Annotated in this window: 24 protein-coding genes and 1 pseudogene; 15 read left to right on the forward strand and 10 right to left on the reverse strand. The window is 58.1% G+C overall.

Translation table 11 applies throughout. The annotated features are described in order from the left end of the window. The first annotated feature begins 5 nt into the window (after positions 1-5). The 5 genes from iolG to AOC04_RS05975 all read left to right on the forward strand — a co-directional run bounded on the left by iolG (position 6) and on the right by AOC04_RS05975 (position 6,015). Positions 6-1,043, forward strand: coding sequence for a bifunctional inositol 2-dehydrogenase/D-chiro-inositol 1-dehydrogenase (iolG, locus tag AOC04_RS05955; RefSeq protein WP_060691592.1), 1,038 nt, complete (start codon positions 6-8; stop codon positions 1,041-1,043). Between the two features lie 117 nt (positions 1,044-1,160). After that, positions 1,161-2,186 (forward strand): Gfo/Idh/MocA family protein, encoded by a 1,026-nt coding sequence (locus tag AOC04_RS05960; protein WP_060691593.1) that lies wholly within the window; start codon positions 1,161-1,163, stop codon positions 2,184-2,186. Positions 2,187-2,344: 158 nt separating this feature from the next. Then, entirely contained in the window at positions 2,345-3,271 is a 927-nt protein-coding gene (locus tag AOC04_RS05965; protein ID WP_060691594.1) for a sugar ABC transporter substrate-binding protein, read from the forward strand. A gap of 94 nt (positions 3,272-3,365) precedes the next feature. Continuing rightward, positions 3,366-4,925, forward strand: coding sequence for a sugar ABC transporter ATP-binding protein (locus AOC04_RS05970; protein ID WP_060691595.1), 1,560 nt, complete (start codon positions 3,366-3,368; stop codon positions 4,923-4,925). Positions 4,926-4,986: 61 nt separating this feature from the next. Further along, a complete protein-coding gene (locus AOC04_RS05975) occupies positions 4,987-6,015 on the forward strand; it encodes an ABC transporter permease (protein ID WP_003447631.1) in 1,029 nt (342 codons plus the stop codon). 105 nt (positions 6,016-6,120) lie between these two features. On the opposite strand, the gene AOC04_RS05980 is transcribed toward AOC04_RS05975, so the two are convergent. Then, on the reverse strand, positions 6,121-6,651 hold the full coding sequence (locus AOC04_RS05980) for a glyoxalase superfamily protein (protein ID WP_060691596.1): 531 nt from the start codon (positions 6,649-6,651) through the stop codon (positions 6,121-6,123). A gap of 331 nt (positions 6,652-6,982) precedes the next feature. On the opposite strand from AOC04_RS05980, the gene AOC04_RS05985 reads away from it, so the two are divergent. Then, positions 6,983-7,684 (forward strand): tRNA (adenine(22)-N(1))-methyltransferase, encoded by a 702-nt coding sequence (locus AOC04_RS05985; RefSeq protein ID WP_060696883.1) that lies wholly within the window; start codon positions 6,983-6,985, stop codon positions 7,682-7,684. 19 nt (positions 7,685-7,703) lie between these two features. Here the strand turns inward: AOC04_RS05985 and AOC04_RS05990 are convergent, their stop codons facing one another. Further along, complete coding sequence (locus AOC04_RS05990; RefSeq protein ID WP_060691597.1) at positions 7,704-8,138, reverse strand: GFA family protein; 435 nt, start codon at positions 8,136-8,138, stop codon at positions 7,704-7,706. A 58-nt stretch (positions 8,139-8,196) separates the two neighbouring features. Here AOC04_RS05990 and AOC04_RS05995 point away from each other — a divergent pair, with 58 nt between their 5' ends. The 4 genes and pseudogenes from AOC04_RS05995 (at position 8,197) to AOC04_RS06005 (ending at position 11,465) form a co-directional block, all read left to right on the forward strand. Then, positions 8,197-8,505: a UTRA domain-containing protein gene (locus AOC04_RS05995; protein ID WP_060691598.1), complete on the forward strand. Its 309-nt coding sequence runs from the start codon at positions 8,197-8,199 to the stop codon at positions 8,503-8,505. A 316-nt stretch (positions 8,506-8,821) separates the two neighbouring features. Further along, positions 8,822-9,100 (forward strand): hypothetical protein, encoded by a 279-nt coding sequence (locus AOC04_RS06000; protein ID WP_060691599.1) that lies wholly within the window; start codon positions 8,822-8,824, stop codon positions 9,098-9,100. 86 nt (positions 9,101-9,186) lie between these two features. Continuing rightward, a pseudogene (locus tag AOC04_RS23345) lies at positions 9,187-9,362 on the forward strand (DUF4287 domain-containing protein). A gap of 165 nt (positions 9,363-9,527) precedes the next feature. Continuing rightward, positions 9,528-11,465 (forward strand): sigma-54-dependent Fis family transcriptional regulator, encoded by a 1,938-nt coding sequence (locus AOC04_RS06005; protein WP_060691600.1) that lies wholly within the window; start codon positions 9,528-9,530, stop codon positions 11,463-11,465. 49 nt (positions 11,466-11,514) lie between these two features. Here AOC04_RS06005 and aldA read toward each other — a convergent pair whose 3' ends face one another. The 3 genes from aldA to AOC04_RS06020 all read right to left on the reverse strand — a co-directional run bounded on the left by aldA (position 11,515) and on the right by AOC04_RS06020 (position 16,641). Beyond that, positions 11,515-12,957, reverse strand: coding sequence for an aldehyde dehydrogenase (gene aldA, locus AOC04_RS06010; RefSeq protein ID WP_060691601.1), 1,443 nt, complete (start codon positions 12,955-12,957; stop codon positions 11,515-11,517). 49 nt (positions 12,958-13,006) lie between these two features. Beyond that, positions 13,007-15,181 carry a PQQ-dependent dehydrogenase, methanol/ethanol family gene (locus tag AOC04_RS06015; protein WP_060691602.1) on the reverse strand — a complete coding sequence of 725 codons (2,175 nt, stop codon included), beginning with the start codon at positions 15,179-15,181 and terminating at the stop codon, positions 13,007-13,009. Positions 15,182-15,420: 239 nt separating this feature from the next. Continuing rightward, positions 15,421-16,641 carry an MFS transporter gene (locus tag AOC04_RS06020; RefSeq protein ID WP_060691603.1) on the reverse strand — a complete coding sequence of 407 codons (1,221 nt, stop codon included), beginning with the start codon at positions 16,639-16,641 and terminating at the stop codon, positions 15,421-15,423. A 239-nt stretch (positions 16,642-16,880) separates the two neighbouring features. Here AOC04_RS06020 and AOC04_RS06025 point away from each other — a divergent pair, with 239 nt between their 5' ends. Both AOC04_RS06025 and AOC04_RS06030 read left to right on the forward strand, forming a co-directional pair. After that, positions 16,881-17,774, forward strand: coding sequence for a LysR family transcriptional regulator (locus AOC04_RS06025; RefSeq protein ID WP_060691604.1), 894 nt, complete (start codon positions 16,881-16,883; stop codon positions 17,772-17,774). A gap of 235 nt (positions 17,775-18,009) precedes the next feature. After that, positions 18,010-20,061, forward strand: coding sequence for a TonB-dependent siderophore receptor (locus tag AOC04_RS06030; RefSeq protein ID WP_171970617.1), 2,052 nt, complete (start codon positions 18,010-18,012; stop codon positions 20,059-20,061). Between the two features lie 82 nt (positions 20,062-20,143). On the opposite strand, the gene AOC04_RS06035 is transcribed toward AOC04_RS06030, so the two are convergent. From AOC04_RS06035 to AOC04_RS06045, 3 genes are all read right to left on the reverse strand, one after another. After that, positions 20,144-20,326, reverse strand: a complete 183-nt coding sequence (locus tag AOC04_RS06035; protein ID WP_060691605.1) for a DUF1289 domain-containing protein — start codon at positions 20,324-20,326, stop codon at positions 20,144-20,146. Positions 20,327-20,429: 103 nt separating this feature from the next. Then, complete coding sequence (dmeF, locus tag AOC04_RS06040) at positions 20,430-21,335, reverse strand: CDF family Co(II)/Ni(II) efflux transporter DmeF (protein ID WP_060691606.1); 906 nt, start codon at positions 21,333-21,335, stop codon at positions 20,430-20,432. Positions 21,336-21,340: 5 nt separating this feature from the next. Further along, positions 21,341-21,616 carry a metal/formaldehyde-sensitive transcriptional repressor gene (locus AOC04_RS06045; RefSeq protein WP_060691607.1) on the reverse strand — a complete coding sequence of 92 codons (276 nt, stop codon included), beginning with the start codon at positions 21,614-21,616 and terminating at the stop codon, positions 21,341-21,343. A 347-nt stretch (positions 21,617-21,963) separates the two neighbouring features. On the opposite strand from AOC04_RS06045, the gene AOC04_RS06050 reads away from it, so the two are divergent. Beyond that, positions 21,964-22,200, forward strand: coding sequence for a hypothetical protein (locus AOC04_RS06050; protein WP_237178894.1), 237 nt, complete (start codon positions 21,964-21,966; stop codon positions 22,198-22,200). A gap of 266 nt (positions 22,201-22,466) precedes the next feature. On the opposite strand, the gene AOC04_RS06055 is transcribed toward AOC04_RS06050, so the two are convergent. After that, positions 22,467-23,297, reverse strand: a complete 831-nt coding sequence (locus tag AOC04_RS06055) for an alpha/beta fold hydrolase (protein WP_060691608.1) — start codon at positions 23,295-23,297, stop codon at positions 22,467-22,469. A gap of 380 nt (positions 23,298-23,677) precedes the next feature. Here AOC04_RS06055 and AOC04_RS06060 point away from each other — a divergent pair, with 380 nt between their 5' ends. Then, positions 23,678-24,310, forward strand: coding sequence for a hypothetical protein (locus AOC04_RS06060; RefSeq protein ID WP_060691609.1), 633 nt, complete (start codon positions 23,678-23,680; stop codon positions 24,308-24,310). A 331-nt stretch (positions 24,311-24,641) separates the two neighbouring features. Here AOC04_RS06060 and AOC04_RS06065 read toward each other — a convergent pair whose 3' ends face one another. Continuing rightward, entirely contained in the window at positions 24,642-25,094 is a 453-nt protein-coding gene (locus tag AOC04_RS06065; protein WP_060691610.1) for a hypothetical protein, read from the reverse strand. A gap of 377 nt (positions 25,095-25,471) precedes the next feature. Between AOC04_RS06065 and AOC04_RS06070 the strand changes: the two genes are divergently transcribed. Then, positions 25,472-26,077 carry a hypothetical protein gene (locus AOC04_RS06070; RefSeq protein ID WP_060691611.1) on the forward strand — a complete coding sequence of 202 codons (606 nt, stop codon included), beginning with the start codon at positions 25,472-25,474 and terminating at the stop codon, positions 26,075-26,077. The last annotated feature ends 17 nt before the right edge of the window (positions 26,078-26,094 follow it).

The following is a 26,094-nucleotide window of genomic DNA, read 5'->3' on the forward strand; positions in this document are numbered from 1 at the left end:
GGCAAATGTCGTTGAACACTCAAGCACTGAAATTGGGCGTGATCGGTACCGGCGCCATCGGTCGAGACCACATCCGTCGTTGCAGCCAGACCTTGCTTAACAGCCAGGTGGTGGCCGTCACCGATATCGATTTGCAGCAAGCCGCCCGGGTAGTTGCTGATCTCGGGCTAACCGCCGAGGTGTATCCCGACGGTCATGCACTGATCAATGCACCTGAAGTCGATGCGGTACTGGTGACATCGTGGGGGCCAAGCCACGAAGAGTTCGTGCTGGCAGCGATCAAGGCCGGCAAGCCGGTATTTTGCGAAAAGCCGCTGGCAGTGACGGCGGCCGGTTGCCGGGCCATCGTTGATGCTGAGGTTGCCCATGGCAAGCGTCTGGTGCAGGTCGGTTTCATGCGTCCGTATGACGAAGGCTACCGGGCACTCAAAGCGGTGATCGACAGTGGCCAGATCGGCGAGCCGTTGATGCTGCACTGTGCGCACCGCAACCCGACGGTGGGCGAGAACTACAAGACCGACATGGCGATTACCGACACCCTGATCCATGAACTGGACGTATTGCGCTGGTTGCTGGATGACGACTACGTGTCAGTGCAAGTGGTGTTCCCGCGCAAAACCAGCAAAGCCCTGGCCCATCTCAAAGATCCGCAAATCGTGCTGCTGGAAACAGTCAAGGGCACACGCATAGATGTTGAAGTGTTTGTTAACTGCCAATACGGCTATGACATTCAGTGTGAAGTGGTGGGCGAGACCGGGATTGCCAAACTGCCAGAGCCGTCGCAAGTGCAACTGCGCAGCGGCGCCAAACTGTCCAACGCCATTTTGATGGACTGGAAAGACCGTTTCATCGGCGCCTACGACGTTGAGTTGCAAGCCTTTATCGACGCCGTGCGGGCCGGCCGTGTAGGTGGCCCGTCGGCATGGGACGGTTTTGCCGCAGCGGTGGCAGCGGATGCCTGCATCGAAGCGCAGCAAAGCGGGGCGATAGTTAAAGTCCAGCTGCCTGAGCGCCCACAGTTTTACGGCCCCGACGCCAAATAAACAACACACCAAATACCCTGTAGGAGCGAGCTTGCTCGCGAGCGCTTCAAGATCAACAGCTCGCGAGGCAAGCTCGCTCCTACAGGAATCAAGTTCGCCCAGGCGAATGGAGGCTTTATGCGTATTGGACTCGTCGGTTTTGGCCATGGCGGCCGCTTTTTTCATGCTCCGTTGATTGCCAGTTTGCCCGGGGTCACTTTCGCCGGGGTGGTTACCCGTTCGCCCGAGCGTCGCCAGTTGCTGGCCAATGAATACCCCGGCGTACCGGCCTGGGACAGTCTCGGCCAACTGGTCGAAGCCGGGGTTGACCTGCTGGTGATTTCAACCCCGCTGCACGGTCGCCCGGAGCTGATGATGCAGGCCATCGAGCTGGGCGTGCCGGTGGTCAGTGACAAGCCTTTCGCCGCCGACACTGCTCAGGCCGAACAATTAGTGGCCGCAGCTCAGCGCCAGAACGTGCTGTTGAGCGTGTATCAAAACCGGCGCTGGGATTCGGACTATCTGACCATCCGCAAGTTGCTGGATGCCGGGGCCCTGGGCCAGGTCAGCCGCTTTGAATCATTCGTCGAACGCTTTGCTCCCGACGCAGTGGGCGATGCCAGTGGTGGGGGCTGGCTCCGGGATCTGGGCAGCCACCTGGTTGACCAGGCGCTGCAGTTGTTCGGCCCGGTGAAGACGGTTTATGCCGAGCTTGCCGACAGCCCCGGGCATCCCGGTATCGACCACAGTTTCTTTATCGCGATGACCCATACCAATGGCGTGGTCTCCCATGTCGGTGGCAGTTGCCTGCAAAGCAGTCCGCGCCCCAGGTTCCGGGTTACCGGCACCCTCGGCTGCTATAGCGTTGAAGGCTTTGACGGGCAAGAGGCGGCAGTTCTGGCCGGGCTTTCGCCTAAAACCGAAGGCGAGCGCTGGGGCGCCGAAGAACATCGGCGCTGGGGCTGGTTCGAGCAGGGGGCTGAACGTGAGCGGGTACCCACTGAGCATGGCCGCTGGCAGCAGTTCTATACGCAAATGATTGACGCGGTAAAACACCAGGGAGCAGTGCCGGTGGATCCGCAGGATGCGTTGCAGGCTCTGCAGGTGCTGGACGCGGCGCGCTTGAGTGCTGAGCGAAAGCAGGTGATACGGCTGGACCCGTAAAGTTTAAATAGAATTATTTTTTCATTAAGTTCCAAATCATGTTGATATAGAAATTATTTTCCAATAGAGTCGATTCCAGTTCAGCGAGACCTTGCCTCACCCGTCATTCAAGTACGTACCGCATCTATAAAACCAACAAGAATGTGGAGACTGCCCTAATGAAACACCGCCTACGTTTTGCTTCCCTTGCACTGTCGATGACGCTGGCCAGCGGCGCCGCCATGGCCGATGTAAAAATCGGTGTGAGCATGTCCCAGTTCGATGACACTTATCTGACTTACTTGCGTGAGTCGATGAACGAAAGAGCTAAAAGCAACCCCGAAGGCGTGCAGTTGCAGTTTGAGGATGCGCGCGCTGATGTGGTCAAGCAGCTGAGTCAGGTCGAAAACTTTATCAGCCAGAAAGTCGATGCCATTGTGGTTAACCCGGTGGACACTGCTGCGACCCGCAAAATCACGGAAGCAGCGGTCAAGGCCGGGATTCCGCTGGTCTATGTCAACCGCCGTCCGGATGACGAAAAGCTGCCCTTGGGCGTTGCCACCGTAGCTTCCAAAGACATGGAAGCCGGTCAGATGCAGATGGAATACCTGGCGAAGAAAATGGGCGGCAAGGGCGATATCGTCATCCTGTTGGGCGACCTGGCCAACAACGCCACCACCAACCGCACCAAAGGCGTGAAAGAGGTGCTGGCCAAGTACCCGGATATCAAGGTCGATCAAGAGCAGACCGGCATTTGGTTGCGTGACAAGGGCATGACCCTGACCAATGACTGGCTGACCCAGGGCCGCAAGTTTGATGCGGTGATTTCCAACAACGACGAGATGGCCATCGGTGCGGCAATGGCCTTGAAGCAAGCCGGCATCGAGCCCGGGACTGTGCTGATTGCCGGTGTCGATGGCACCCCCGACGGCGTGCGCGCGGTGGAGAAAGGCGAGCTGGCAGTCACGGTGTTCCAGGACGCCAAGGGCCAGGCTTACGGCTCCGTCGACACAGCCCTGAAAATGATCAACAAAGAGCCGGTAGAGCAGGCGGTCTGGGTGCCTTTCCAGCTGATCACCAAAGACAATGCCAAGGATTTCAAGTAGTCGTCATCTCAATCCAATAACAACAATATGCGGCAGGGCTCACGCCTTGCCCGCTGTCTCGGACACTGCCCGAGGCATCTGAGGAGTACTGGCTATGCTCGCGTCAGCGACTGTTTCAAGCACCTCGACCATGGCGCCCGCGGCTATCGCTCAAGAGGTTCCCTACCTGCTGGAAGTGATCAATGTCAGCAAGGGCTTCCCCGGTGTGGTGGCGCTTGATGACGTGCAACTGCGGGTTCGCCCCGGTTCGGTGCTGGCCCTGATGGGCGAAAACGGCGCCGGCAAGTCAACCCTGATGAAAATCATCGCCGGTATCTATCAACCCGATTCCGGTGAGCTGCGACTGCGGGGCAAGCCGGTGACCTTCTCCGGTCCGCTGGCTGCATTGCAGGCCGGGATCGCCATGATCCATCAGGAACTGAACCTGATGCCACACATGAACATTGCGGAAAATATCTGGATCGGCCGCGAGCAGCTCAACGCGCTGCACATGATCGACCACCGCGAGATGTTCCGCTGCACCGCGCAACTGCTGGAGCGTCTGCGCATCAACCTCGACCCGCAGGAGCTGGTAGGCAACCTCAGTATCGCCGAGCGGCAGATGGTGGAGATTGCCAAGGCCGTGTCATACAACTCGGACATCCTGATCATGGATGAACCGACCTCGGCCATTACCGACAAGGAAGTCGCGCACCTGTTTTCGATCATTGCCGACCTCAAGTCCCAGGGCAAAGGCATCATCTATATCACCCATAAAATGAACGAGGTGTTCAGCATCGCCGACGAGGTGGCGGTGTTTCGAGACGGTGCCTATATCGGTCTGCAGCGGGCCGACAGCATGGACGGCGACAGCCTGATTTCGATGATGGTGGGGCGCGAGCTGAACCAGTTGTTTCCGGTGCGGGAAAACCCGCTGGGTGAATTGCTGCTGTCGGTGCGCAACCTGAGCCTGGACGGTGTGTTCAACGGGGTTTCGTTTGACTTGCACGCTGGCGAGATCATGGGCATAGCCGGTTTGATGGGTTCGGGGCGGACCAACATCGCCGAAACCATTTTCGGCATCACCCCCAGCAGTGGCGGTGAAATCCAGCTGGACGGGCTGCCCGTGCGTATCACCAGTCCCAACATGGCCATCGAGAAGGGCTTCGCCCTGTTGACCGAAGACCGCAAGCTGACCGGGCTTTTCCCCTGCCTGTCGGTGCTGGAAAACATGGAAATGGCGATCCTGGCGCATTACGCCGACAACGGATTTATCCAGCAAAAAGCCCTGCGCGCACTGTGTGAAGACATGTGCAAAAAGCTGCGGGTCAAAACCCCTTCCCTTGAGCAATGCATCGACACCCTGTCCGGTGGCAATCAGCAAAAAGCCTTGCTGGCGCGCTGGCTGATGACCAACCCGCGGGTGCTGATTCTGGATGAACCGACCCGGGGCATCGACGTCGGCGCCAAGGTCGAGATTTACCGGCTGATCTCCTTGCTGGCCAGCGAAGGCATGGCGGTGATCATGATTTCTTCGGAACTCCCCGAAATGCTGGGCATGAGCGACCGGGTGATGGTCATGCACGAAGGTGAACTGATGGGCACCCTGGACCGCAGCGAGGCGACCCAGGAGCGAATCATGCAATTGGCGTCCGGTATCACCGCGATTCATTAACGACTTCAGTGCTGCGGCCCGACAGGGCCAGTGGCGCAGCAGAACAAGAGAGAAAACGTCCATGAACGCAATAACTGAAAACAAGCCTGCCGTGGCCCCGCCCAAAACCAAAAGCCGTCGTCGGTTCCCGACCGAGCTGAGCATCTTTCTGGTGCTGATCGGCATTGGACTGGTGTTTGAAGTCTTTGGCTGGATCGTGCGTGACCAGAGCTTTTTGATGAACTCCCAACGTCTGGTACTGATGATCCTGCAAGTATCGGTGATCGGTTTGCTGGCGATTGGCGTCACCCAGGTGATCATCACCACTGGTATCGACCTGTCATCGGGTTCAGTGCTGGCGCTGTCGGCGATGATCGCCGCCAGCCTGGCACAAACCTCCGATTTCACCCGCGCGGTATTCCCTTCGCTGACCGACCTGCCGGTATGGATCCCGGTGCTGGCGGGGCTTGGCGTGGGGCTGCTGGCAGGGGCGATCAACGGCAGCATCATTGCGATTACCGGGATACCGCCCTTTATTGCGACCCTGGGCATGATGGTGTCGGCCCGAGGCCTGGCGCGTTACTACACCGAAGGCCAGCCGGTGAGCATGCTCTCGGATTCCTACACTGCCATCGGGCATGGCGCGATGCCGGTCATCATCTTTCTGGTGGTGGCGCTGATCTTCCACATTGCGCTGCGTTACACCAAATACGGCAAGTACACCTACGCCATTGGCGGCAACATGCAGGCGGCGCGTACCTCGGGGATCAACGTCAAGCGTCACTTGATCATCGTCTACAGCATCGCCGGGCTGCTGGCGGGTCTGGCCGGCGTCGTGGCTTCGGCACGGGCAGCCACCGGGCAGGCAGGCATGGGCATGTCCTATGAACTGGACGCGATAGCCGCGGCAGTGATTGGCGGCACCAGCCTGGCGGGCGGGGTAGGGCGCATTACCGGTACGGTGATCGGTGCATTGATCCTTGGGGTCATGGCCAGTGGTTTCACCTTTGTCGGGGTCGATGCCTACATCCAGGACATCATCAAGGGCCTGATCATTGTGGTGGCCGTAGTGATCGATCAATACCGCAACAAACGCAAACTCAAGCGCTAAGCGCACAACACCTGTAGGAGCGAGCTTGCTCGCGAGCTTTTCTGGCGCAGCCCCGAAGAGCTCGCTACTACGGTCAGGTCATGTACCTGGCCTGCCCAAAGAGGCTCAGTCCTGGCAGAAGCGGATGCGATTGCCGAACGGATCATGGACTTCCAGCACCTGGCCCCAGCCCTGCTGAACAATCTCGGGGCGTCCGTAGCCGTAGCGTTTGCCCTGCAATTCGTCCTGCAGCAACTGGATATTGTGCATCGGCACAAAGATCGTTGAACCGGGGCTTGCATCGCCGTGATGCTCGGAAAGATGCAACTGCAGACCGTTGCGGCTGATCCCCAGATACAGCGGCAAGTCAGCCTCAAACCGGTGTTCAAACTCGACACTGAAACCCAGAAAATCCAGATAAAACTCACGCGCCTTGCCTTCGTCAAACATCCTCAGGATCGGGATGGCCTTGTCGAAGGTAATCGCGGGCACAGGATCTTCACCGGGCAGCATTGCTGACGCCGTATTCCAGTCCTTGTGGCCCAGTTGGTGGGCCACGGTTTCCAGCGCCATGGCGTGTGTCATCGGTTGCTGGCGCAACTCATGCGAGGCACGCAGCCGCTTGGCCATCTGCTTGGCTTGTTCGATCGAAATCATGCTTGCTCTCCTGAGGTCGAGGTGTACGGTGCTCGCATTGCCAAACCTCGACTGTCAAAAGAAGCGGGAGGATTCGGGAAGAGAAGCAATACTTTCACCTTTCCTTACGGACGCGAGCGGCAGGCAGTATCAGCCTGCGCTGATAATACATAGGCCGCATCTGCTGCGGAAGAGGCGCGCAGTGGCCACTGCGCAATCCAGGCATGAGCGTCATCTTCAGGGGGGCGGTTATGATTGTCGGTCAGGTTTTGTCACAATGGGCAGCCACAACCAAACGTCAACAGACCCCTGGCCAAAGGTGTCGGACATTCGTGGTGAAAAGGAACTGCAGTTGAACGAACATACATTGTCCATGCGCCTTGAACGCGTGGCGGCGAATGTGCCAGCCGGTGCGCGGCTGGCCGATATCGGCTCGGACCACGGCTACCTGCCGGTGGCCTTGATGCGCCGAGGCATGATAGCGGCAGCGGTGGCCGGTGAAGTGGCATTGACCCCATTCAGCGCGGCGCAACGCACCGTGCGCGACAACGGCCTGGAGCAGCGGATCACAGTGCGCATGTCCAATGGTCTGGCGGCAATCGAGCCGGGCGACGGGATCACCGCCGTCAGCATCTGCGGCATGGGCGGCGAGACCATCCGCGACATCCTCGACAGTGGCAAGGCGCATCTGAGCGGCCAGGAACGCTTGATCCTGCAGCCTAACGGCGGTGAGCAGCCACTGCGCCAATGGCTGATGGAAAACGGCTACCGGATCCTCCGCGAGGAATTGCTGCAGGAAAACCGTTTCGACTACGAAATCATCGTCGCCGAACATGACGGGCCTGTGGTGTACACCGCCCGGGAGCTGTTTTTCGGCCCGCTGCAGATGCAGGCCCGCAGTCCGGCGTTCCTGCTCAAGTGGCAACGTATCCTGCGCCACAAGCAGCAGAACCTGAGCAATCTGGCCCGGGCGCAACAGGCCGTACCCGAGCACAAGGTGCAAGAGATCGCACGGGAAGCTGGATGGATTATCGAGCTGCTGGCAGGCGCCTGAATATCAGCTGCCCGCTTGGCTACGACGGCAGGTTGTTATCGACCCGCAGCGGTGATTCGCGCCTGGCACCTGATTCGATGGGGGTGTACCAGTGAACACTGGAGGCAACATGGAGGTGTTGTTGCTTTGGCGGCGTAAAGGGCGTGTCCAGTGTGCCCAGCGCTATCGAAACCCAGTCGCTGAATTCGCCCTCAGTACGTGACCAGAACAGGGTCGAACCACAGTGCGCACAGAACTCGCGCAGCACTGACTCCGATGAGGCATAGGAGGTGATGCTGGCGCTGCCACTGAGCATGCGCAGTGCGCTGCGGGGCACGCTGGCATAAGACGCGAATGCTGCGCCGTGGCCTTTGCGGCACTGGCTGCAATGGCAGTGACTGACCGCTTTTGGCGCAGTGAGCAGCGCGTATCTGACTGCCGAGCACAGGCAGCTGCCCTGGTGGGTACCGGTCATATATTTCTCCCTGAAAAGAACCCCAGCTTAACCATCCTGTTGCTCTCGCGGTCAACGTTTGTTCATCGACTATTCCTACATTCCCTTGGCGCGCTACCCGAAATTTGACCAGCGCTACCAGCCCGGGCACTCCACCTATCAACTGCTGCATGACGACTACGAGACCAGCGTGCGCAGTGACCGCAAGGTCATCGACGTATACACCGCCACCAAGGCCGAAGCCAAATGGCTGGGTTGCGAGCCCGGCGAGCCATTATTGCGCATCGGCAAAACCGCCTACGACCAGCACGGTCGTCCCGTGCACTGTTCCGAGCTTTACTGTCGGGCTAACCGGGTGAGTTTGACCATCGATAACACTTCCCGTTGAAGCAATTCTCAGCTCACCGCCGGTAGTACGTGCTGCGGGAAACCGGGCGGGTGGAATGAGCCGTGGATGTGTTGCGTTTCTGAAAACGCGAACGGGTGAGATGACTGCGGCGCACGTGCGGCCATCGCGGGCAAGCCCGCTCCCACAGGGTTTTATGCCGTCTCTGTAGGAGCGAGCTTGCTCGCGAGCTGTTTAAAGACTGGCGCAATGACTGCGGCGTACTTGCGGCCTGGGCCACTGTAAACAGGCTGCTATATTCAATCCAGCCGATCGCCCGCGTGTCCGCGGCCCCAAAAAAAACTGGATTTAAAACAGCATGATTGAATTGCTTATGGCTGTTCTGGAACTGCTGGGTCTGATTGATTCCCAGGCTAAAGAAGAGGGGCCCTTCAGATGGTATCGGCGTTATCCGAAACTGATACGCGGGGTTGTCATCACGTGCTGGACCCTGGTTTGTGCAGTGCTTTTGGTTTATCTGGTTGATTGGCTGGGCACGCTGCCCCTGTGGGGCAAGAGTCTGGTGATCGGGGTGATCGCAAGTCAGCTCGCAGGGCTTTTCATATTGCTGATTCGCCGGAACAAAGCTGGGCGCTGATTTCTCTGGATCATGCCACCTGAGCGGGAGTTTGTACCTTGGGCGAAGATGGAAAAATAAAAGGGCCAGCCTCGTAATTCCCGGCCATTGAAAAAAAGTATGGGCATCCCGTCACCCACTGGCTGAATCTGCTCGATACCGTAAAAGACATGAAGCATATGCACATGGTGGCCCTGCTCAATACAGAGCATGGCATGGCATGGGCCATGGCCATGCCAACGCGTTGGTTGCCTACTATTTGGCGGCCGGTAAACCCGGCTGAGTATCCCGGACCCCCGTGATGATCCGGTGTAACGGGGCTCGCCCCGGCTGACCTGAAGGCCTGCGCCCGTGGCCGTGGCAACCTGAGCAGGGGTATGCTTGGCCGCACCATAACAATACATATGCGCTGGCGTTTGCACATTGCAGCCGCATAAGGAGAGTCGTCATGTCCTTTCAGACCACGCAAACCGGGCCCGCTGACCTCAATGCATTTGTTGGGGACTATTTTGCCGACCGCAGCCTGCCGTCTGATGGCCTGATTGTTCAGTCTTGGTATCGCAGTGTCGTGGAGCACGGCCTGGAGCCAGCCGGGCTCGTCAACAAGGTCATTCTCAGCGCTGCCGAGATCCATCATCACCAGGAGTTCCACCACGATTACATGTCCATCGCCGGGCAGGGCGTAAGCGGCCTGGCCAGGCGGGTGGGGCAGGCCGGGTTTGCAGTGCTGCTGAGCGACGAGCGCGGTATCGCTCTGGACTCGCGGGTACCTGCAACCGGCAGTGTGTATGCCGACTCCGGGCTCATCGTCGGATCGCGCTGGGACGAAGCGCTGGTGGGCACCAACGGCATCGGCACCGGGCTGGCATCAGGCCGCGCGCTGATCATTCACCGCGATGAGCATTTTCTGCGCGAGAACGACCGGCTGAGTTGCTCGGTGTCACCGATCTTCGATTCACTGGGTAATGTGCGTGGTTGTCTGAATGCGTCCTGCCTCAACAGCAACGGCCCGAAGGCTGCGCAGTACCTGACCCTGCAGCTGGTGATCATGTACGCGCGGATGATCGAGAATGCGTATTTTCGCCACAGCCATCGCAATACCCTGACGCTTATGATCAAGCCCTGCGGGGAGCTCAGTGACCTGGCCAACGAGCAGCTACTGGCACTGGACGAGGAGGGCCGTGTCATCGGTGCCAATCGCTCTGCCTTCGTCGAGCATCAAACCCATGGCCAGGGCATCTTGCTGGGGCGCAAGCTCAGCGACCTGCTGGGGGTGGATGTAGACGAACTGCTGCGCCTGTGCAACGGCGGCGCCAACGTCGCACGGCTGCGGGCCGGGCAACAACGGCTGGTGGAGGTCGGTCTGCACATGCCAGTCAAAATCCGCCCGTCCCGATCCTCTGAACCCGCAGCGGCCTCACTTATCCACCGCGCACCGACCCTGCAACAATTAAGCGGTGACGATGCGCGTCTGCAGCAGAGCGTGGCGCGCCTGTACCGGGTGCTGGACAAGGATCTGCCGATCCTGATCAACGGCGAAACCGGCACCGGCAAGGAAGCTTTCGCGCGGGCGATCCATCTCGCCAGCCGGCGGCGCTCTGGGCCCTTCGTGGCGCTCAATTGCGCAGCCATTCCGGAAAGCCTGATCGAGAGTGAACTGTTCGGCTATCGCAGCGGCAGTTTTACCGGTGCCAGTAAAAAAGGCATGAAGGGCAAGCTGGAAATAGCCAATGGCGGCACGCTGTTTCTGGATGAGATCGGCGACATGCCCGCACACTTGCAAACGCGGTTGTTGCGGGTCCTTGCGGAGCGTGAAATCTCCCCCCTGGGGGCCGATACACCGTTGCCACTGGACATTCAGGTGATCTCTGCCACACACCAGAACGTGGCACAGATGATCGTCGACAAAACCTTTCGTGAAGACCTGTTCTACCGTCTTAACGGCATGACCCTGCAGTTGCCTGCACTGCGTGAGCGCAGCGATATTCAAGGGGTGATTGAAACGGTACTGCGCGAACAGCCCGGCGCAGAAAACTGCCGCATCGATGCCACCAGCATGGGGCTGCTGACCCGCTATGGCTGGCCGGGCAATATTCGTCAGTTGATCAACGTGCTGCGTTACGCCGTAGCCATGGCTGATAACAACTGGATCGATAGCGATTGCCTGCCCGTTGAATTGCTTGATCAGCCCGCCTATGGCCCGGGCCCGCCGCTCAGCCGCCCGCACCTGGTGGACGGTGGCGATGAGGGCCTGCGGTTGCTGGAGACGTTGCGCCGCCACCAGTGGAACATCACCGCCGTGGCCGATGAGCACGCAGTGGCACGCTCGACGCTGTACCGCATGATGAAAAAATACGCGATCGTGCCACCCAACCGCGGCATCTGAGGCTGTAGCGGGGCGGCCTCGATGTTTGCCCCGCTACGGATTCAACGCGTCAGATCTGGATATACACCACATGGGTATGGGTGAATTCGTAAAGCCCGTGCTTGCCATCGGCACCGCCGATTCCGGATTTCCGAACCCCGGCATGGAAACCCTGCATCGCCTCGAAATTTTCGCGGTTGATGTAGGTTTCCCCGAAGTCGAGCTCGTTGCTGGCGCGCAGGGCTGACGTCAGGTTACGGGTATAGATCGATGAGGTGAGGCCGAACTCGCAGTCGTTGGCCAGGGCAATGGCTTGGTCCAGGTCGTCGATGATCTGGATCGGCAACACCGGACCGAAGATCTCCTGGCGCATTATTTCCATCTCCTGGCGGCAGTTGGCGAGCACGGTGGGCTGGTAGTGAAACCCCTTGCCGTCACGGTCGGCGATGGCGCCGCCGGTAACCACCTGCGCGCCGTCTCCGACAGCGGTTTCAACCATGCGGGCCACTTTGTCGAGCCCGGCCTTGTTGATCAGCGGCCCCATATCCAGCCCTTCCTCGGCCAGCGGGTCACCGTATGTGGTGGCCGCCATGGCCGCGCTTATCTTCTCGACGAATTGATCCGCCACCGTGCGCTCGACGTAGACCCGCTCGGCGCAATTGCAGACTTGTCCGCTGTTGATCACGCGCGAGGCGGTGATTGCCTTCACGGCCAGATCCAGGTCGGCATCTTCCAGGACAATCGCCGGTGCCTTGCCGCCGAGTTCGAGGTTGAGCTTGGTGATATTTTGCGCTGCCGCCACCATGATCCGCTGACCGGTGGCGACGCTGCCGGTGAAGTTGACCATGTCCACTCCCGGGCTGGCACTGAGGGCATGGCCGACGGTGCCGCCGGTGCCGCAAACGATGTTGACCACGCCCTTGGGCAGATCCGTTTCGGCCAGCAGCCGGGCAAATTCGAAGCAGTTGATCGGTGTTTCTTCGCTGGGTTTGAGGATGATGGTATTGCCGGTGATCAGGGCAGGAGCGAGCTTGCGCGCGATCAGGAAAAACGGGAAGTTCCACGGCAGAATCCCGGCCACCACGCCCAGCGGTTTACGAAACACGAAGATGTTTTCGCCTGGTCGGTCGCTGGTGAGAATTTCCCCTTCCAGACGCCGGCCCCATTCAGCCATGTAATCCAGATAGTCGGCGGTGAAGTTGACCTCCACCAATGCCAGACCCAGTACCTTGCCCTGTTCGGCGGTGATGATCCGCGCCAGCCTTTGGGCATTCTCGCGGACCTTGCCGGCAATACGGTGCAGATAGCCTGCGCGTTCGTTGGCCGGCTTGCGGGCCCAGGCTTTTTGCGCGGTGCGGGCGGCGGTAATGGCACGCTCGACTTCGCTGAGGCTGGTTTGCGGTACCGCACCCAGCAGTTCACCGTTGGCCGGGTTGTAGACTTCAATCAGACTGTCGCCGGCGCTGAAGGCGCCGTCGATGTAGCTTTGATAGATGGGTAGCGGGCTGCTCATGGGTCTTGCCTCCGGGTTCTTGTTGTTTGTTGTGCACAGTGGCGGGTTTCTACTGCCGGGCTGACGTCTTTGCCGCCGCCATATCGCTCTTCAGATCATGGGCGCGCTTGATGATGTACTGGTGTACCAGCTCCACCTCATCCGGCTTGAGCTCTTCGGCGAACGACGGCATGCCGTCATTGACCCGGCCGCCGTAGACGATGCCGAGGAACATCTGGTGGTTCTCCTTGCTGAGCATGCGCAGATCTGGCAACACGCCGCCGCTGATGGCGTTAATGCCGTGACAGGTATCGCAGTGGCCGTTGAACAGCGCACGGCCCTGATCCACTTGTTCGGTGGTGCCGGTGAACGCCGGCGGGTCGACTTTGCGGTCGGCATATTTGTATTTCAGATCAGGCAGCCTGGCCGTGCCGCCGAGCTTGTAGGTCAGCACCTGGGCATTGGGCTTGACTCCGGCGCGTAACGACAGCGCCCCGGCAAAGGTGGAAAAAGCACCGCCCCAGCCCGCCATGAATGTCACGTACTGCTCGCCATCGACCTCATAAGTGACGGGCCCGGCCATTACCCCGGTGTTGGCCGGCTGCTCCCACAGGACGTCGCCCTTGTCCGCCGAATAGGCCACCACACGGCCGTCCGCCGTACCCTCGAACAGCAGATTGCCCGCTGTGCTCAAGGTGCCTCCGTTGAAGATGGTGGAGTACGGCACTTCCCAGCGAGCCTGCTGTTTGACCGGGTCCCAGGCGATCAGTTTGCCGGTCCAGGTATCCGCCAGCTTGCGCAGCCCCTTCGGGTCTTCAGGCATCATTCCGGTGTTGACCTGCAACTGGTACATGCTTTTGAATTTTTTGCGTGGAGGCTGGCCGTCGACGTCCTGGTACAACGCCGACATGATGTGTGCCGGGATGTAAACCAGCCCGGTCTGCGGGTTATAGGACATGGGCTGCCAGTCATGGGCGCCCCAGAATCCGGGCTGCACCCGCAGTGCTTTGTTCTGCGGATCGCGCCAATAGACGGCGGCTTTTTCGTCGACGATCGGGCGCCCGGTTTTCATGTCGACCCCGGTGGCCCAGTTGATAGGGACGATGTTTTTGGCTGACAGCAATTCGCCGGTCTTGCGGTCGAGAACGTAAAAGAAACCATTCTTTGGCGACTGCATCAGCACCTGGCGCTGTTTACCGTTGATCTTCAGGTCCGCGAGCATGATGTGGGCGGTGGCGGTGAAGTCCCAGGCGTCGCCGGGAGTGGTCTGGTAGTGCCAGACGTACTCGCCGTTGTCGGGGTTGATGGCGACGATAGAGGACAGGAACAGGTTATCGCCCTTGCCCTCGGAGCGCAGGCGCGGATTCCACGACGAGGCATTGCCGACGCCGATATACAGCAGGTTAAGTTTCGGGTCGTAGGACATCGAGTCCCAAACCGTACCGCCGCCCCCCTGCTCGACGAACTTGTCGCCGAACCAGGTCTTGCCGGCGATTTTCATGGCCCTGTTTTCGGGCGGCAGTTTCGGATCACCCGGGACGGTAAAGAACCGCCAGTCCTGTTTGCCGGTGTTGGCGTCGTAGGCGGTGATGTAGCCGCGCACGCCATATTCGGCACCGCCGTTGCCGATGATTACCTTGCCTTTGACCACGCGCGGAGCGCCAGTGATGGTGATACTGCGAGCGGGGTCGGAGCGGGTGTCCACCGACCAGACCTTTTCCCCGGTCCGGGCGTCGATCGCTTCCAGGCGCCCGTCGAGTACGCCGACGAAGACTTTACCGCCCCATACCGCCACGCCGCGATTCACCGCATCGCAACAGGCTTCGCCAGCACGACTGCGGTCGGAATGCGGGTCGTACTTCCACAACAGTTTGCCGTTACGGGCATCCAGCGCGTAGACCACCGAAAACGGTCCGGTGGTGTACATCACGCCGTCGACCACAATCGGTGTTGCCTCCACGCCACGGTCGATGTCCAGCTTGTAGGTCCAGGCCAGGCCCAGCCCCGCGACGTTGCTATCGTTGATTTTTTTCAGCGGGCTGAAGCGCTGCTCGTCGTAAGTGCGGCCGTGACTCATCCAGTTGCCGGGCTCCTGATCGGCAGCGCTGATGCGTGCACCATCCACGGCGGCGGGTTGATCGGCGGCGTAGCTTTGGGAGGTAAAGGCGACACTCAGGGCAATGGCAGTGATCAGCAGTCTGGCCGGTGCGCGGGGCAGACGAAGATATGGGCCGGATCGGTTCATGGGGCTCTCCGTTCTTATTAGAGCCGGGAGCGCATGTACTCCCGGCTGAACAGAGCAAAAGCAAAGGCTGTGCCATGCGAGACAATTGCCAATATTTCAAAGGCTTAAGAGATTTATGGTGTGGAGATACTGTCTTGTTGCGCTACACCTGTTGCGTTTCGCAGAGTCCGCAGCGCTACAGCTGTTTCACGGATAGTGTGTTTGTTCGGCCTTGCTCCGGCTGTCAGGTAGTCGATGTCTCAGGCGAGGCGAGCCTGATTTCTCGATGTGAACAAGGCCAACACCGCAGCGAGCACCAGCAACATAGCGCTTGCGAAAAAGGTCATGCGGTAGCCACTCCCGTCGAACAACAGGCCGCCGAGGGTAGAGCCCAGTGCAATGGAGAGCTGGATGACCGCCACCATCAGTCCACCACCGGCTTCAGCATCCTTGGGCAGCGCCCTGGCCAGCCATGACCACCACCCCACAGGTGCAGCCGTTGCAATCAGGCCCCACAGCCCCAGCAAAACAAAAGCTGCCACCACTGAGCTGCCAGCGACAATCAAGGAAAGGGCAATGGCGGCCATCAACAGTGGGATGCAGACCAGGACGCGGTACATGCCGGCTTTCAGGAAAGTACCGATCACAAGGGTTCCGACAACCCCCGCCACACCGATAACCAGCAGGATCATCGACAACCGGGAGACATCTACGCCTGTGACGGTTTCCAGGAACGGGCGCAGATAGGTGAACAATACAAACTGCCCCATGAAGAAGGTGCCCACACTCAACATGCCGAAACGGATCAAAGGGCTCTTGAGCAATCGAAAGACATTGCCAGCCCCCGTTTTACGCGGCGCCGCCGGCATGGCTGGCAGGCTGATCCACTGCCAGATAAACGCAATGATCGCTACCGGAATCAGGCAGAAAAAAGCCCCTCGCCAACCGATGACACTCCCCAGGTAGCTTCCCAGCGGGGCGGCCACTACGGTTGCCAAAGCATTGCCGCCGTTGAAGATTGCCAGCGCCCTGGGCACGCTACGGGGCGCAACCAGGCGCATGGCCATGGCTGCCGACATCGACCAGAACCCGCCAATCACCACCCCTATCAGCGCACGCCCCATCAGGTAGACCGTATAGTTTGGCGCCAGGCCGACCACCAGCCCCGACACGCACATGATTGCGGTCAGTAGCAGCAACAGCGTCTTGCGGTCCATAGCGCCCGCCAGCCTGGAAATCCAGAGGCTTGTCAGCACCGCGAAGGCACCGGAAATGGCAATGCCATACCCGGCCAGCCCTTCACTGATGTGCAGATCCGAAGCAATCGGTGTGAGCAAACTGACAGGCATGAACTCCGAGGCAATCAACGCGAATACGCACAGAGTCATCGCCAAGATGCCACCCCAGTGATCGGGGAGCGATTCAGTCTGCGGCGTGCCGGTGGCATCACCTGTGGGGGTGTCTAGTGGTTGAGCCGTCATTCAAAAAAATCTCATCAAATAGCTGTTGGCTTGTTCCTGGGAATCAAGTTCACGCGACCGTACAGATCCACGTGACCGGCGCCGATCAGGCTCTGCGGGGATCAAGGTTTTCATAGCTGCATTGAGGGGTGTCTCGCCATCATCAGTGTTGCGCTCCAGACAGGTGACAGAGCTTGACGTATTCGAGATATCTTGATTAGTAGGCATAATCTTCATGCAGTTTTGAGAAAAACTCAGCAATGGCCCATACCAAAGTCAATGATATCCAGGCGTTTCTCGCGGTAGCCCGCGATCGAAGTTTTACCAAGGCCGCCGCCAAACTGGGGGTTACGCCTTCTGCGCTGAGTCATACGATCCGCGCGCTTGAACAAAGACTGGGGCTACGGCTGCTGGCCCGCACGACACGCAATGTGTCGCCGACAGAAGCCGGAGAAAGATTGATGCACTCGGTTGCTCCGCTTTTTGATCAGATCAACGCCGAGCTTGAAGCGTTGGGTGAGCTGCGGGACAAGCCCAGTGGCACGATCCGTATTTCCTGTACCGACGATCAAATTGAGTTGTGCATTCGGCCAATGCTTGCAGGCTTCCTCAAGCGCTACCCGGATATCACCCTTGAGTTCTACGTCGACTATGGATTTACCAACGTGGTCGAGGAGCGATTCGATGCTGGCATTCGCATGGGCGAATCGATCAGCAAGGACATGATCGCGGTCCGCATAGGGCCGGACTGGCGGTTGGCGGTGGTGGGCTCTGCAGAATATTTCGAACGCAACCCGGCTCCGGCTACCCCCCATGAGCTGACCGGGCATGACTGCGTGAATATCCGGCACCGACCATCAGGGGCGATCTACGCCTGGGAATTTGAAAACAATGGTCAGGCTTTTACGGTCAAGGCAGATGGACAGCTGGTGTTCAACAGCATCATCCATGTTCTGAATGCCGCCGTTGATGGCATTGGTTTGGCCTACGTACCAGAGCAACTGGTAGCACCGTATCTGGCCGACGGTCGACTCCAGCAAGTCCTGGCCCACTGGTGCCCCGAGTTTCAGGGTTACCACTTGTATTACCCCAACAGACGCCAGGCGTCTCCCGCCTTTACTGCATTGGTTCAAGCATTGAAATATAGAAGCTGACCGTTCCATCCCCAGGGGCGCTCTTAGCGGATGCGGGCTTCCCTTGGGCAGCGCCCGGCGGGCGAGGGCAAATATTTCAAAATGTAGAAAAAATGTCGAAGGCTTGGTTGCTATTGAGTTAGATTATCATTAGCGTTATCAAGAATGACGTCTTCCTTGAATATTCAGCCGTAGGAATTTCAGCTTGAAACATCGTCTCCCCGCCAGCCTTTTGCTTGCCGGCGCTTGCAGCGCCATGCCTCTGGTTTATGCCGCTGAAGATTTGACGTTACCTGCCATGCAGATTGAAGGTAGCAATGAATATGTTGACGCTCCCAGCGTGGGCTACAAGGGCAATCCGGCTTCCAGCACAACCCGTCTGGGGCTGACCGACAAGCAAACCCCGCAGGCGGTGACCACCATTACCCGCCAGGCACTCGACGACTTCAAGATCACCGGCATCAAGGATGCGCTGCGCTCGGCACCTTCAGTGACGGTTGAGCAGACTGAAACCGACCGGACCGAATTCACTTCCCGCGGCTTCGATATCAACACCTTCCAGTACGACGGCGTGGGCATGCCGTTCGTGGGGACCGTGCTGGTGGGTGACCAGGATCTGGCCGAGTTCGAGCAGATCGATATCCTGCATGGCGCCAACGGCTTGATGAGCGGGGCAGGCAACCCGTCGGCCACGGTCAACTTCGTGCGCAAGCGCCCGACCGAGACGTTCCAGGCGCAAGTCGACACCCGTGTCAGCTCCTGGGACGGGCGTCGTGTGGACGTGGATGTGTCCGGTCCGTTAACGTCCACCGCCAATGTGCGCGGCCGGTTTATCTATTCCCATGACAAGGGCAATTCATGGATGGATCGCTACAGCCACGAGCGCAACGTCGCTGCCGGCCTGTTGGCGTTCGACCTGTCCGATGCCGACACCGTGACCGTGGGCTTCTCCCAGCACAATAGCGATTCCAATGGCAGCACCTGGGGTAACTTGCCGCTGGTCGATAATGACGGCAAGCCCATCCACTATGGCAGCCGCAGCTCCAGCATCGGCCAGCCGTGGAGTTACTGGAACCTGCATACCCAGCGCGCATTCGCCGAGCTCAAACATGAGTTTGGCAACGGCTGGAACGCCACGCTCACGGCCACCGGCATCAATGAAAAGCAAGACACCAACATGATGTATGTCGCCGGGGTCAGCGGTGACGAGGCCTCGGTGTTTGCCGCCCACACCACCAGCGAGGCTCATCAATTACTGGGGGATGCCAAGGTCTCAGGCCCGTTCAGCCTGTTTGGCCGCGAGCATGAGTTGACCCTGGGGGCTGCCTACGGCCGTACCCATCAAAAGGCCCGGGAATACGACGCGGTTGAAGGGGGCTACTACGACGTATCGTTCCCGGACGTGTTGGCGGGGAATCTGGCCCGTCCGTCCTTCCTGTTTACCAGCGATACCAACACCCAGAACTTCAGCGACACCCAGAAAAGCCTGTACGCCGGTGCCCGATTCAGCCTGGCCGACGACCTGCACTGGATCGTTGGCGCACGAATGCTCAGCCTGGATGCTTCTGGCGACAGCTACGGTTCCGATTACTACACCCGCGCCCACGGCAAGGTCACACCTTATACGGGCCTGGTGTACGACCTCGACAAGCAGTGGAGCGTCTATGGCAGCTGGACGAAAATCTACAGCGCACAGTACAACCTGGGCGCCGACGGCAAGTTGCTTGCGCCACTGGAAGGCAAGAGCATGGAAGCCGGCGTCAAGGGCAGCCTGCTGGATAACCGCCTGAACCTCACGGCTGCTGCGTTCAAGACCGAACAGCAAAATGTGGCGGAGTACGCAGGCCTGGTCGACGGTCGATACGTCTATAACCCCATGGACTACAAGAGCCACGGCGTTGAGCTGCAAGCCTCTGGCGAAGCACTGCCGGGTCTTGACCTGCTGGGTGGCTACACCTACGTACGCATCGACAACGACGATGGCGACAGGGCGCGTAAATATGTGCCGACCCATAGCGTGCGCGGCATGCTGACCTATCGCCTGCCGAGCTTGCCAAAAGCCAAAGTGGGTACCCGGGTCAGCTGGCAGAGCGCGGTGCAGAACGACAATAACAGCGCGATCCGGCAAAACGCCTACGCGCTGCTCGACTTCATGGCCAGCTATGACATAGACAGCAACTGGAGCACGTCGGTGAACCTGAACAACGTCACCGACCGCAAGTACCTGCTCTCGCTGTACAACAGCGCCACCACTGCCAGCTATGGTGCGCCGCGCAACGTGGTTGCTTCTGTCACCTGGAAATACTGATCGCTCCAGAGGGTTCAATCTGATTGAGCCCCCGCTTCTGCGGGGGCAGTGGTGGCTGCCTTGATCTGAGTGCGCTGCACCATTACCCCTGTGCTTTTTTCAGCCCTTTCAAGCGCACAGTCGCCCTCTGCACAGCGGCCATTTTTTCAGGCCGCTTCATGCGTTTCCACTTTCTGATGTCTTCCTTGCTTCGCCCGCAACTCACGCACAGATCGCCACTGATCTGGCAAATCGAGATGCAGGGGTTTTCGATTTCTTTAGCCATTGTCAGTCACCTTGCTTACATGTGATTGAGTCAGGCGACGGGCCCGTTCGGGTTTTCCTGGAGGCATTGCAGGTTCCTTTGAAGAAGGGTGGGGCGCTTGGAATCAGAGTGCTCGAAATTCGACCGTCAGGTGGCTGACTTCGTGAACCGGCTTGAGACGCTCACGAATGCTCTCGGTGTTTGCAGTGGCCTCACCCAGGACACTGACGATGGCCGCATGGGCTTGCGGTCCAACCCGCCAGACGTGCAAATCCGTGATGGTCGCATCCCCGGGTTTCTCCACCAGTTCGCGGATTTCCTCGGCAACGTGCACATCGGTCTGGTCCAGCAATACACCTGCAGTGGCCCCCATCAAGGTCCATGCCCAGCGCGCGATAACGATGGCGCCGACGATGCCCATGGCCGGGTCCAGCCACACCCAGCCCAGATAGCGGCCGGCGAGCAGAGCAGCAATAGCCAGAACCGAAGTCAGCGCGTCCGCGAGGACATGGACGTAGGCCGATTTCAGATTGTTGTCGTTGCCGTGATGAGCATGGTCATGGCCATGATCATCATGATCGTGGCCGTGGCCCAGCAGCAGGGCACTGACAATGTTCACGATTAATCCGGCAATCGCGATCAGCGTAGCGGTACCGAACTGAACTTCTGTTGGCTGCAAGAGGCGCATCACAGACTCAACGCCAATGCCCAGGGAGACCATGCCGAGAATCAATGCCGAGGCGAACCCGCCCAGGTCCCCGACCTTTCCGGTGCCGAAGCTGTAGCGCTGGCTGGACGCGTGGCGTTTGGCGTAAGCGTAAGCGAGGGCCGCGATGCCCAATGCCCCGGCATGGGTAGCCATATGAAAGCCATCGGCCAGCAACGCCATCGAACCCGTGAGATAGCCTGCGGTGATCTCGCCGACCATCATCACCACGGTCAGTGCCACCACCCAAAGTGTGCGCCTGGCATTTTCGTCATGCGCCGAGCCAAGGAATACGTGCTCATGTGTGTGGTTGATGCTGTTCATATTGTTCACTTGGAGTAACGGCGAATGGCTTCAAGCAGCTCTTCGACGCCCTTGTTGCGTTCTTCTTCGCTCAACGCAGGGTTAGCAACATGCTCGCGGGCGTGGTCCTCGATGATTTGCTCCATCAAGCCATTGATGGCACCACGAGTGGCGGCAACCAGGTGCAGTGTTTTGGCGCAATCGAGATCAGACGCCAAGGCCCGTTCTACGGCCTGGATCTGACCGGCGATACGTTTTACGCGTTTGAGAAGATCGTCTTTGTTTGCTGCGATATGACCCATGGGATACCCCTCCTGCCTATATGGCGAGCAGTATAGGTATACCCCCTATACCTATGCAAGGTGGTCGCGTGCAGTCATCGTCTACCGCTGCAGGCAGGCAAGGGCGGCTTAGATGGCTGGGGCAGGGTGGGTATGATTTGTAGGCTTATCTCAAGGAGGTGCTGAAGCGGCTGCCTGGGCAGCGAGCCAGAGAGATCGAGCAACTGCTGCCGCATCAGTGGGTGCCTGCCTGATCAAGGGGTGTTCGCTGGCCGCTCATACCGGGTCGTCTGAGCCCATGATATCTTCGACTATGCAACGCTGGCTTTTCTGGTTTGACCGCTCACTCACATCACCAAGGGCATCACATGCCTGCGATTATCCGCCTTGCTGTACCGCAAGATGCACAACTGCTGCCCGCCATTGAAACCTCTGCTGCTCAAGCATTTCGCATGATTGATGAGTTGAGCTGGCTGGCTGATTCGCCTCCGATGCCCATCGAACGTCATCGCCAACTCATTGCGCTATCGACATGTTGGGTTGCGCTTGATGCCGAAAATCGGCCGCAAGGATTTCTCAGCGGCGAGCGCCACGGCAATTGGTGAGCCAAAAACTCTCGCATTCAGACCTCTCGAAGATGAAGTTCGGCCAGCGTTTTCACCCTGATGAGCCTCCTGAGTCGCCTCTGACTTCATGGGCACTCTATGACGGCTTTTGGCCGGATGCTCCCGCTTACGAAAGGCAGCAATCGGCTAAAACCGGTCGCCAGCGCTGCCTACAGAAACGTGGGTGTGAAAAAAGGGACAGATCTATTTTCTTCGAAAACAAATCGGTCCCCTTATCTTGTGCAGCCGTCGTCACGACGCATTGCTCAACCGCGAATAAACGCCAACAAATCAGCATTGATCTGATCTGCGTTGGTCGTCGGCATTCCGTGAGGAAAGCCCGGGTACGTCTTGAGCGTGGAATGCTTCAAGAGTTTGGCCGAAAGCGGCGCAGAGTCTGCAAACGGCACAATCTGATCGTCCTCGCCATGCATGACCAGCGTCGGCACCTCAATCGCCTTTAAATCTTCGGTGAAATCGGTTTCGGAAAACGCCTTGATGCAGTCGTACTGAGCTTTTGCACCGCCCATCATGCCTTGACGCCACCAGTTGTCGATGACGCCTTGCGAGACCTTGGCCCCGGGTCGATTGAAGCCGTAGAACGGCCCCGCCGGCACGTCCACGTAAAACTGCGCACGACTGGCAACCAATGCCGAACGGAACCCGTCGAACACTTCCAGAGGTAAGCCTCCAGGATTCTTTTGCGACTTGACCATGATGGGTGGAACCGCGCTGATCAGTACGGCCTTGGCAACACGTCCCGGTTTGGCTCGCGCGGCGTAGCGTGCGACTTCACCCCCCCCGGTCGAGTGGCCGACATGTATCGCCCCCTTGAGGTCGAGCACATCGGTCAACTCGATGACATCGGCGGTGTAGGTGTCCATGTCGTTGCCCTCCCACGTCTGGGTCGAGCGCCCGTGTCCGCGGCGGTCATGCGCGATCACCCGGTAGCCTTTGAGCAAGAAGAACATCATCTGGTTGTCCCAGTCATCCGCGCTCAACGGCCAACCGTGGTGAAACACGATGGGCGACGCGTCTTTCGGCCCCCAATCCTTGTAGAAAATCCTGGTGCCGTCTTTGGTCGTAATTGCGTTCATGGCGTGTGTCCCCTCGCGATCTGTTTGGTGTGGGGTTGCAGGGTGCGTATCAGCGCCTGCGTCAACCCGCAACGGCTGGAAAGCGTTACCGGCAACGTGCAAAGACGGTGAGCCGAGGTCGTGACCAGCGCGGCACGAGCGAGCTTCGTCAGTGTAGAAGACGCACAGCAAGCAAGACTTTCAAGCGATAGATGGGGCTTGCCAGTTACAAACCGGCCGTTAATGACAGGCAGCTATCGGCCAAAAGTGGTCATAGGATGCTTATAAAAAGCGAGCCAATTCAATTGATGAGGTTGATTTTTCTATTCGATAAATTTACAACGCTATCGTGCACTGATTGAACTAAATTAAAATTTTAAAACCCTGCCTTAGGCGAGCTCATGAAAAATATTTTGATTGCATCTGTCTTGTTCGGCTCCGCGCTTTCTTTCAAGGTTTTGGCGAGCGGGTTAGACGTTGAGCACACATTAATTGAGCAGCGCTGGTATACTTTCGAAGACGTGATAGAAAAGAGGAGTAAATATAACAGGACAGATATTTCGCGAGGGTACATCGAATACTATTTCGAGGGTGATGAATATACCCCCAAGTATCCAGAAGAGAAATTGTCGCCGCGCCAAAAATTCTATTCCAATCATGGCAGCGTTGGAATATATGCGGCTGCTGATTATGAGGCCGAGCTAGACAAGGCGTGCATAGATGTTGTATCTGGTTCTTTAGGGTCATTTATAGGTGACTATGAGAACTTCAAAAGATCTGACAGGCAACACTATAAGCGTATGGTTGTTGGCATAAGGTCTTTAACGTACAAGGGCCCTGATTATAACTTCAAGAGCCCCTCATCTTGGTCGCCTGTGGCGTTACCCAAGGAAAACAGAAGTCTTCTTTGTGATATTTATGAAGTCAATAGTAAAGAGAGTGATGTGAAATACATTGTTTATGCGGCTTCAGTGGTAACCGCCATGTTTGACGAAATCCATACGGCCCCACTGCCAGATAATAAGATCGAGTGATTAAATCGCTACGCACTGATGCTGCGCCACCCATTACTGCGGCATTAGCGGGATCAACCTTGAGGCGGTGAACTGAATGATGGGTTTTGAGCAATTGGCTCAGCTACGTGACCGACTTCGGGTTGGGAGGGAGCAAGAGCTGTCTGGCACGATGGGCGGCAATTGGCCGATTGCTGCCCTTTGCTAGGGGCGGTAAGCGGCCATAAGTAGTCACTCCCATTTTCGCGGACTGCTTGATGGTATCGTTTCTGTTTGCCACGAGGGGTTGAAGTCTGCCAAGAGCTGGTCTTCGAGGGTACTTATTCAATCAGCGGCGACTCAACACTTTCAATCAAAACTGCTTTGTTGCACTGGCTATACGCCGGTACTTACGCAACTCCCGATAAGCGCTGCCGATATCCAGAAAAAATATCTCTGCGCTGCGCCAGAGCAGCATCCACACCGTAACGGTAAATACTGCCACCGGGATGGTGCTTTCAATCCCTAGAGCCCTGCCTGTTAGCCCCACCGCCAGTGCCAGGCCCAGGAGTGTCAGCGCTTCGAATCGCAGGATGAGAATATCCCCTCTGACTTGCTCGCTCTTTTCCGCAAAGGTATTGATGATGGCTTGCTGTAGGCGTTCTCGCTCATTTTCCGGACAGTTGATCTGCAGGCACAGCTTGGGGTAGTACCAGGCGCTATCCAACAGGTAGTCCGCCAGCTCCGGGCTTAGTTTGGGTGCGTCCAGCGAGGCAAATGGATTGAGGTAATCGTGGGTGATCGTCAAATCGATTTTTTTGAGCATTATGAACTTTGGCCTGGTTGAGTTGTGGGCGGAGGCTTCAGTGATTCAGGTAAAGCTAGTCCAAGTTAGCTGTTCTGCTTTGTCGGCACTCACTCGCGCTGTTGCAGGAGCGGATTTATTCGTAATGCGTTGACTGAATGTGCACCTCGAGCGCCTCCATCAACGCTGATTGTTATCGGTCTCAGCCTTGGGGGGATCAGGCAGCGGGCGACCCATTCGCGCAAAGGGCTCGAGGCAGCCATTGGCCGAAAGCTGCGCTTCGTGACAGGCTACTATCGGCCAGAAGCAGTCAATCCGATGTATTTAGAAAATCTGGAGCGATTCAAGGACACCGCCGGACGGATACAAGCACGCGCAACTAACGGAGTAGTCAAACGATGATTTTGGTTGTTGAAGGGATCAGTGCCAGCGGGAAAACCACGTGGTGCGCTAAGCATGGAGGGCAACATGTCATTGCTGAAAACGGTCGTTTTGAAAACGAGCCGGACCGGACAAAGGATTCATTGGGAGCAGCAACTTTTTGGGCAGAGCGAAACGTGGATCGCTGGCAAACGGCGCTGGCCATGGAAGACATTTCTTCGTGGGCTCTGTGTGACAGTGACCCTCTCAAACTCCACTACATTTGGTGCCTTTGGCAGATCGGTGAAGCGAGCGAACACGACTGGCAAATAGAGGTGCAAGCCACAAGAGAAACGATCGCACAAGGACGTATTGGCTTTGCTGACTGTTACATTGTTGGCCGCATAGATCCTCTGCTCGCGCGCGAACGAGCCAAAGCAGACACCACCCGCCGCCGGAGTAATTTCGAGCTACATGTGCGCCTCCAACAGGCTTTGCTGATCTGGTATGCATCTATGGACCAAGTGCTTCCCGGCAGAGTGCGATTTGGGTTTCCTTCCAAAATGCCCACTGTAGAAAAGCTTGAGGGCAGATATTCGTTAACGTCCTTTGATCAAATGATCGCATTGCTCCCCAGAAAATAGTCAGCCCTTTGGCAGGC

The organism is Pseudomonas versuta (genome assembly GCF_001294575.1).
In the GTDB taxonomy this organism is placed as follows: Bacteria; Pseudomonadota; Gammaproteobacteria; order Pseudomonadales; family Pseudomonadaceae; genus Aquipseudomonas; species Aquipseudomonas versuta.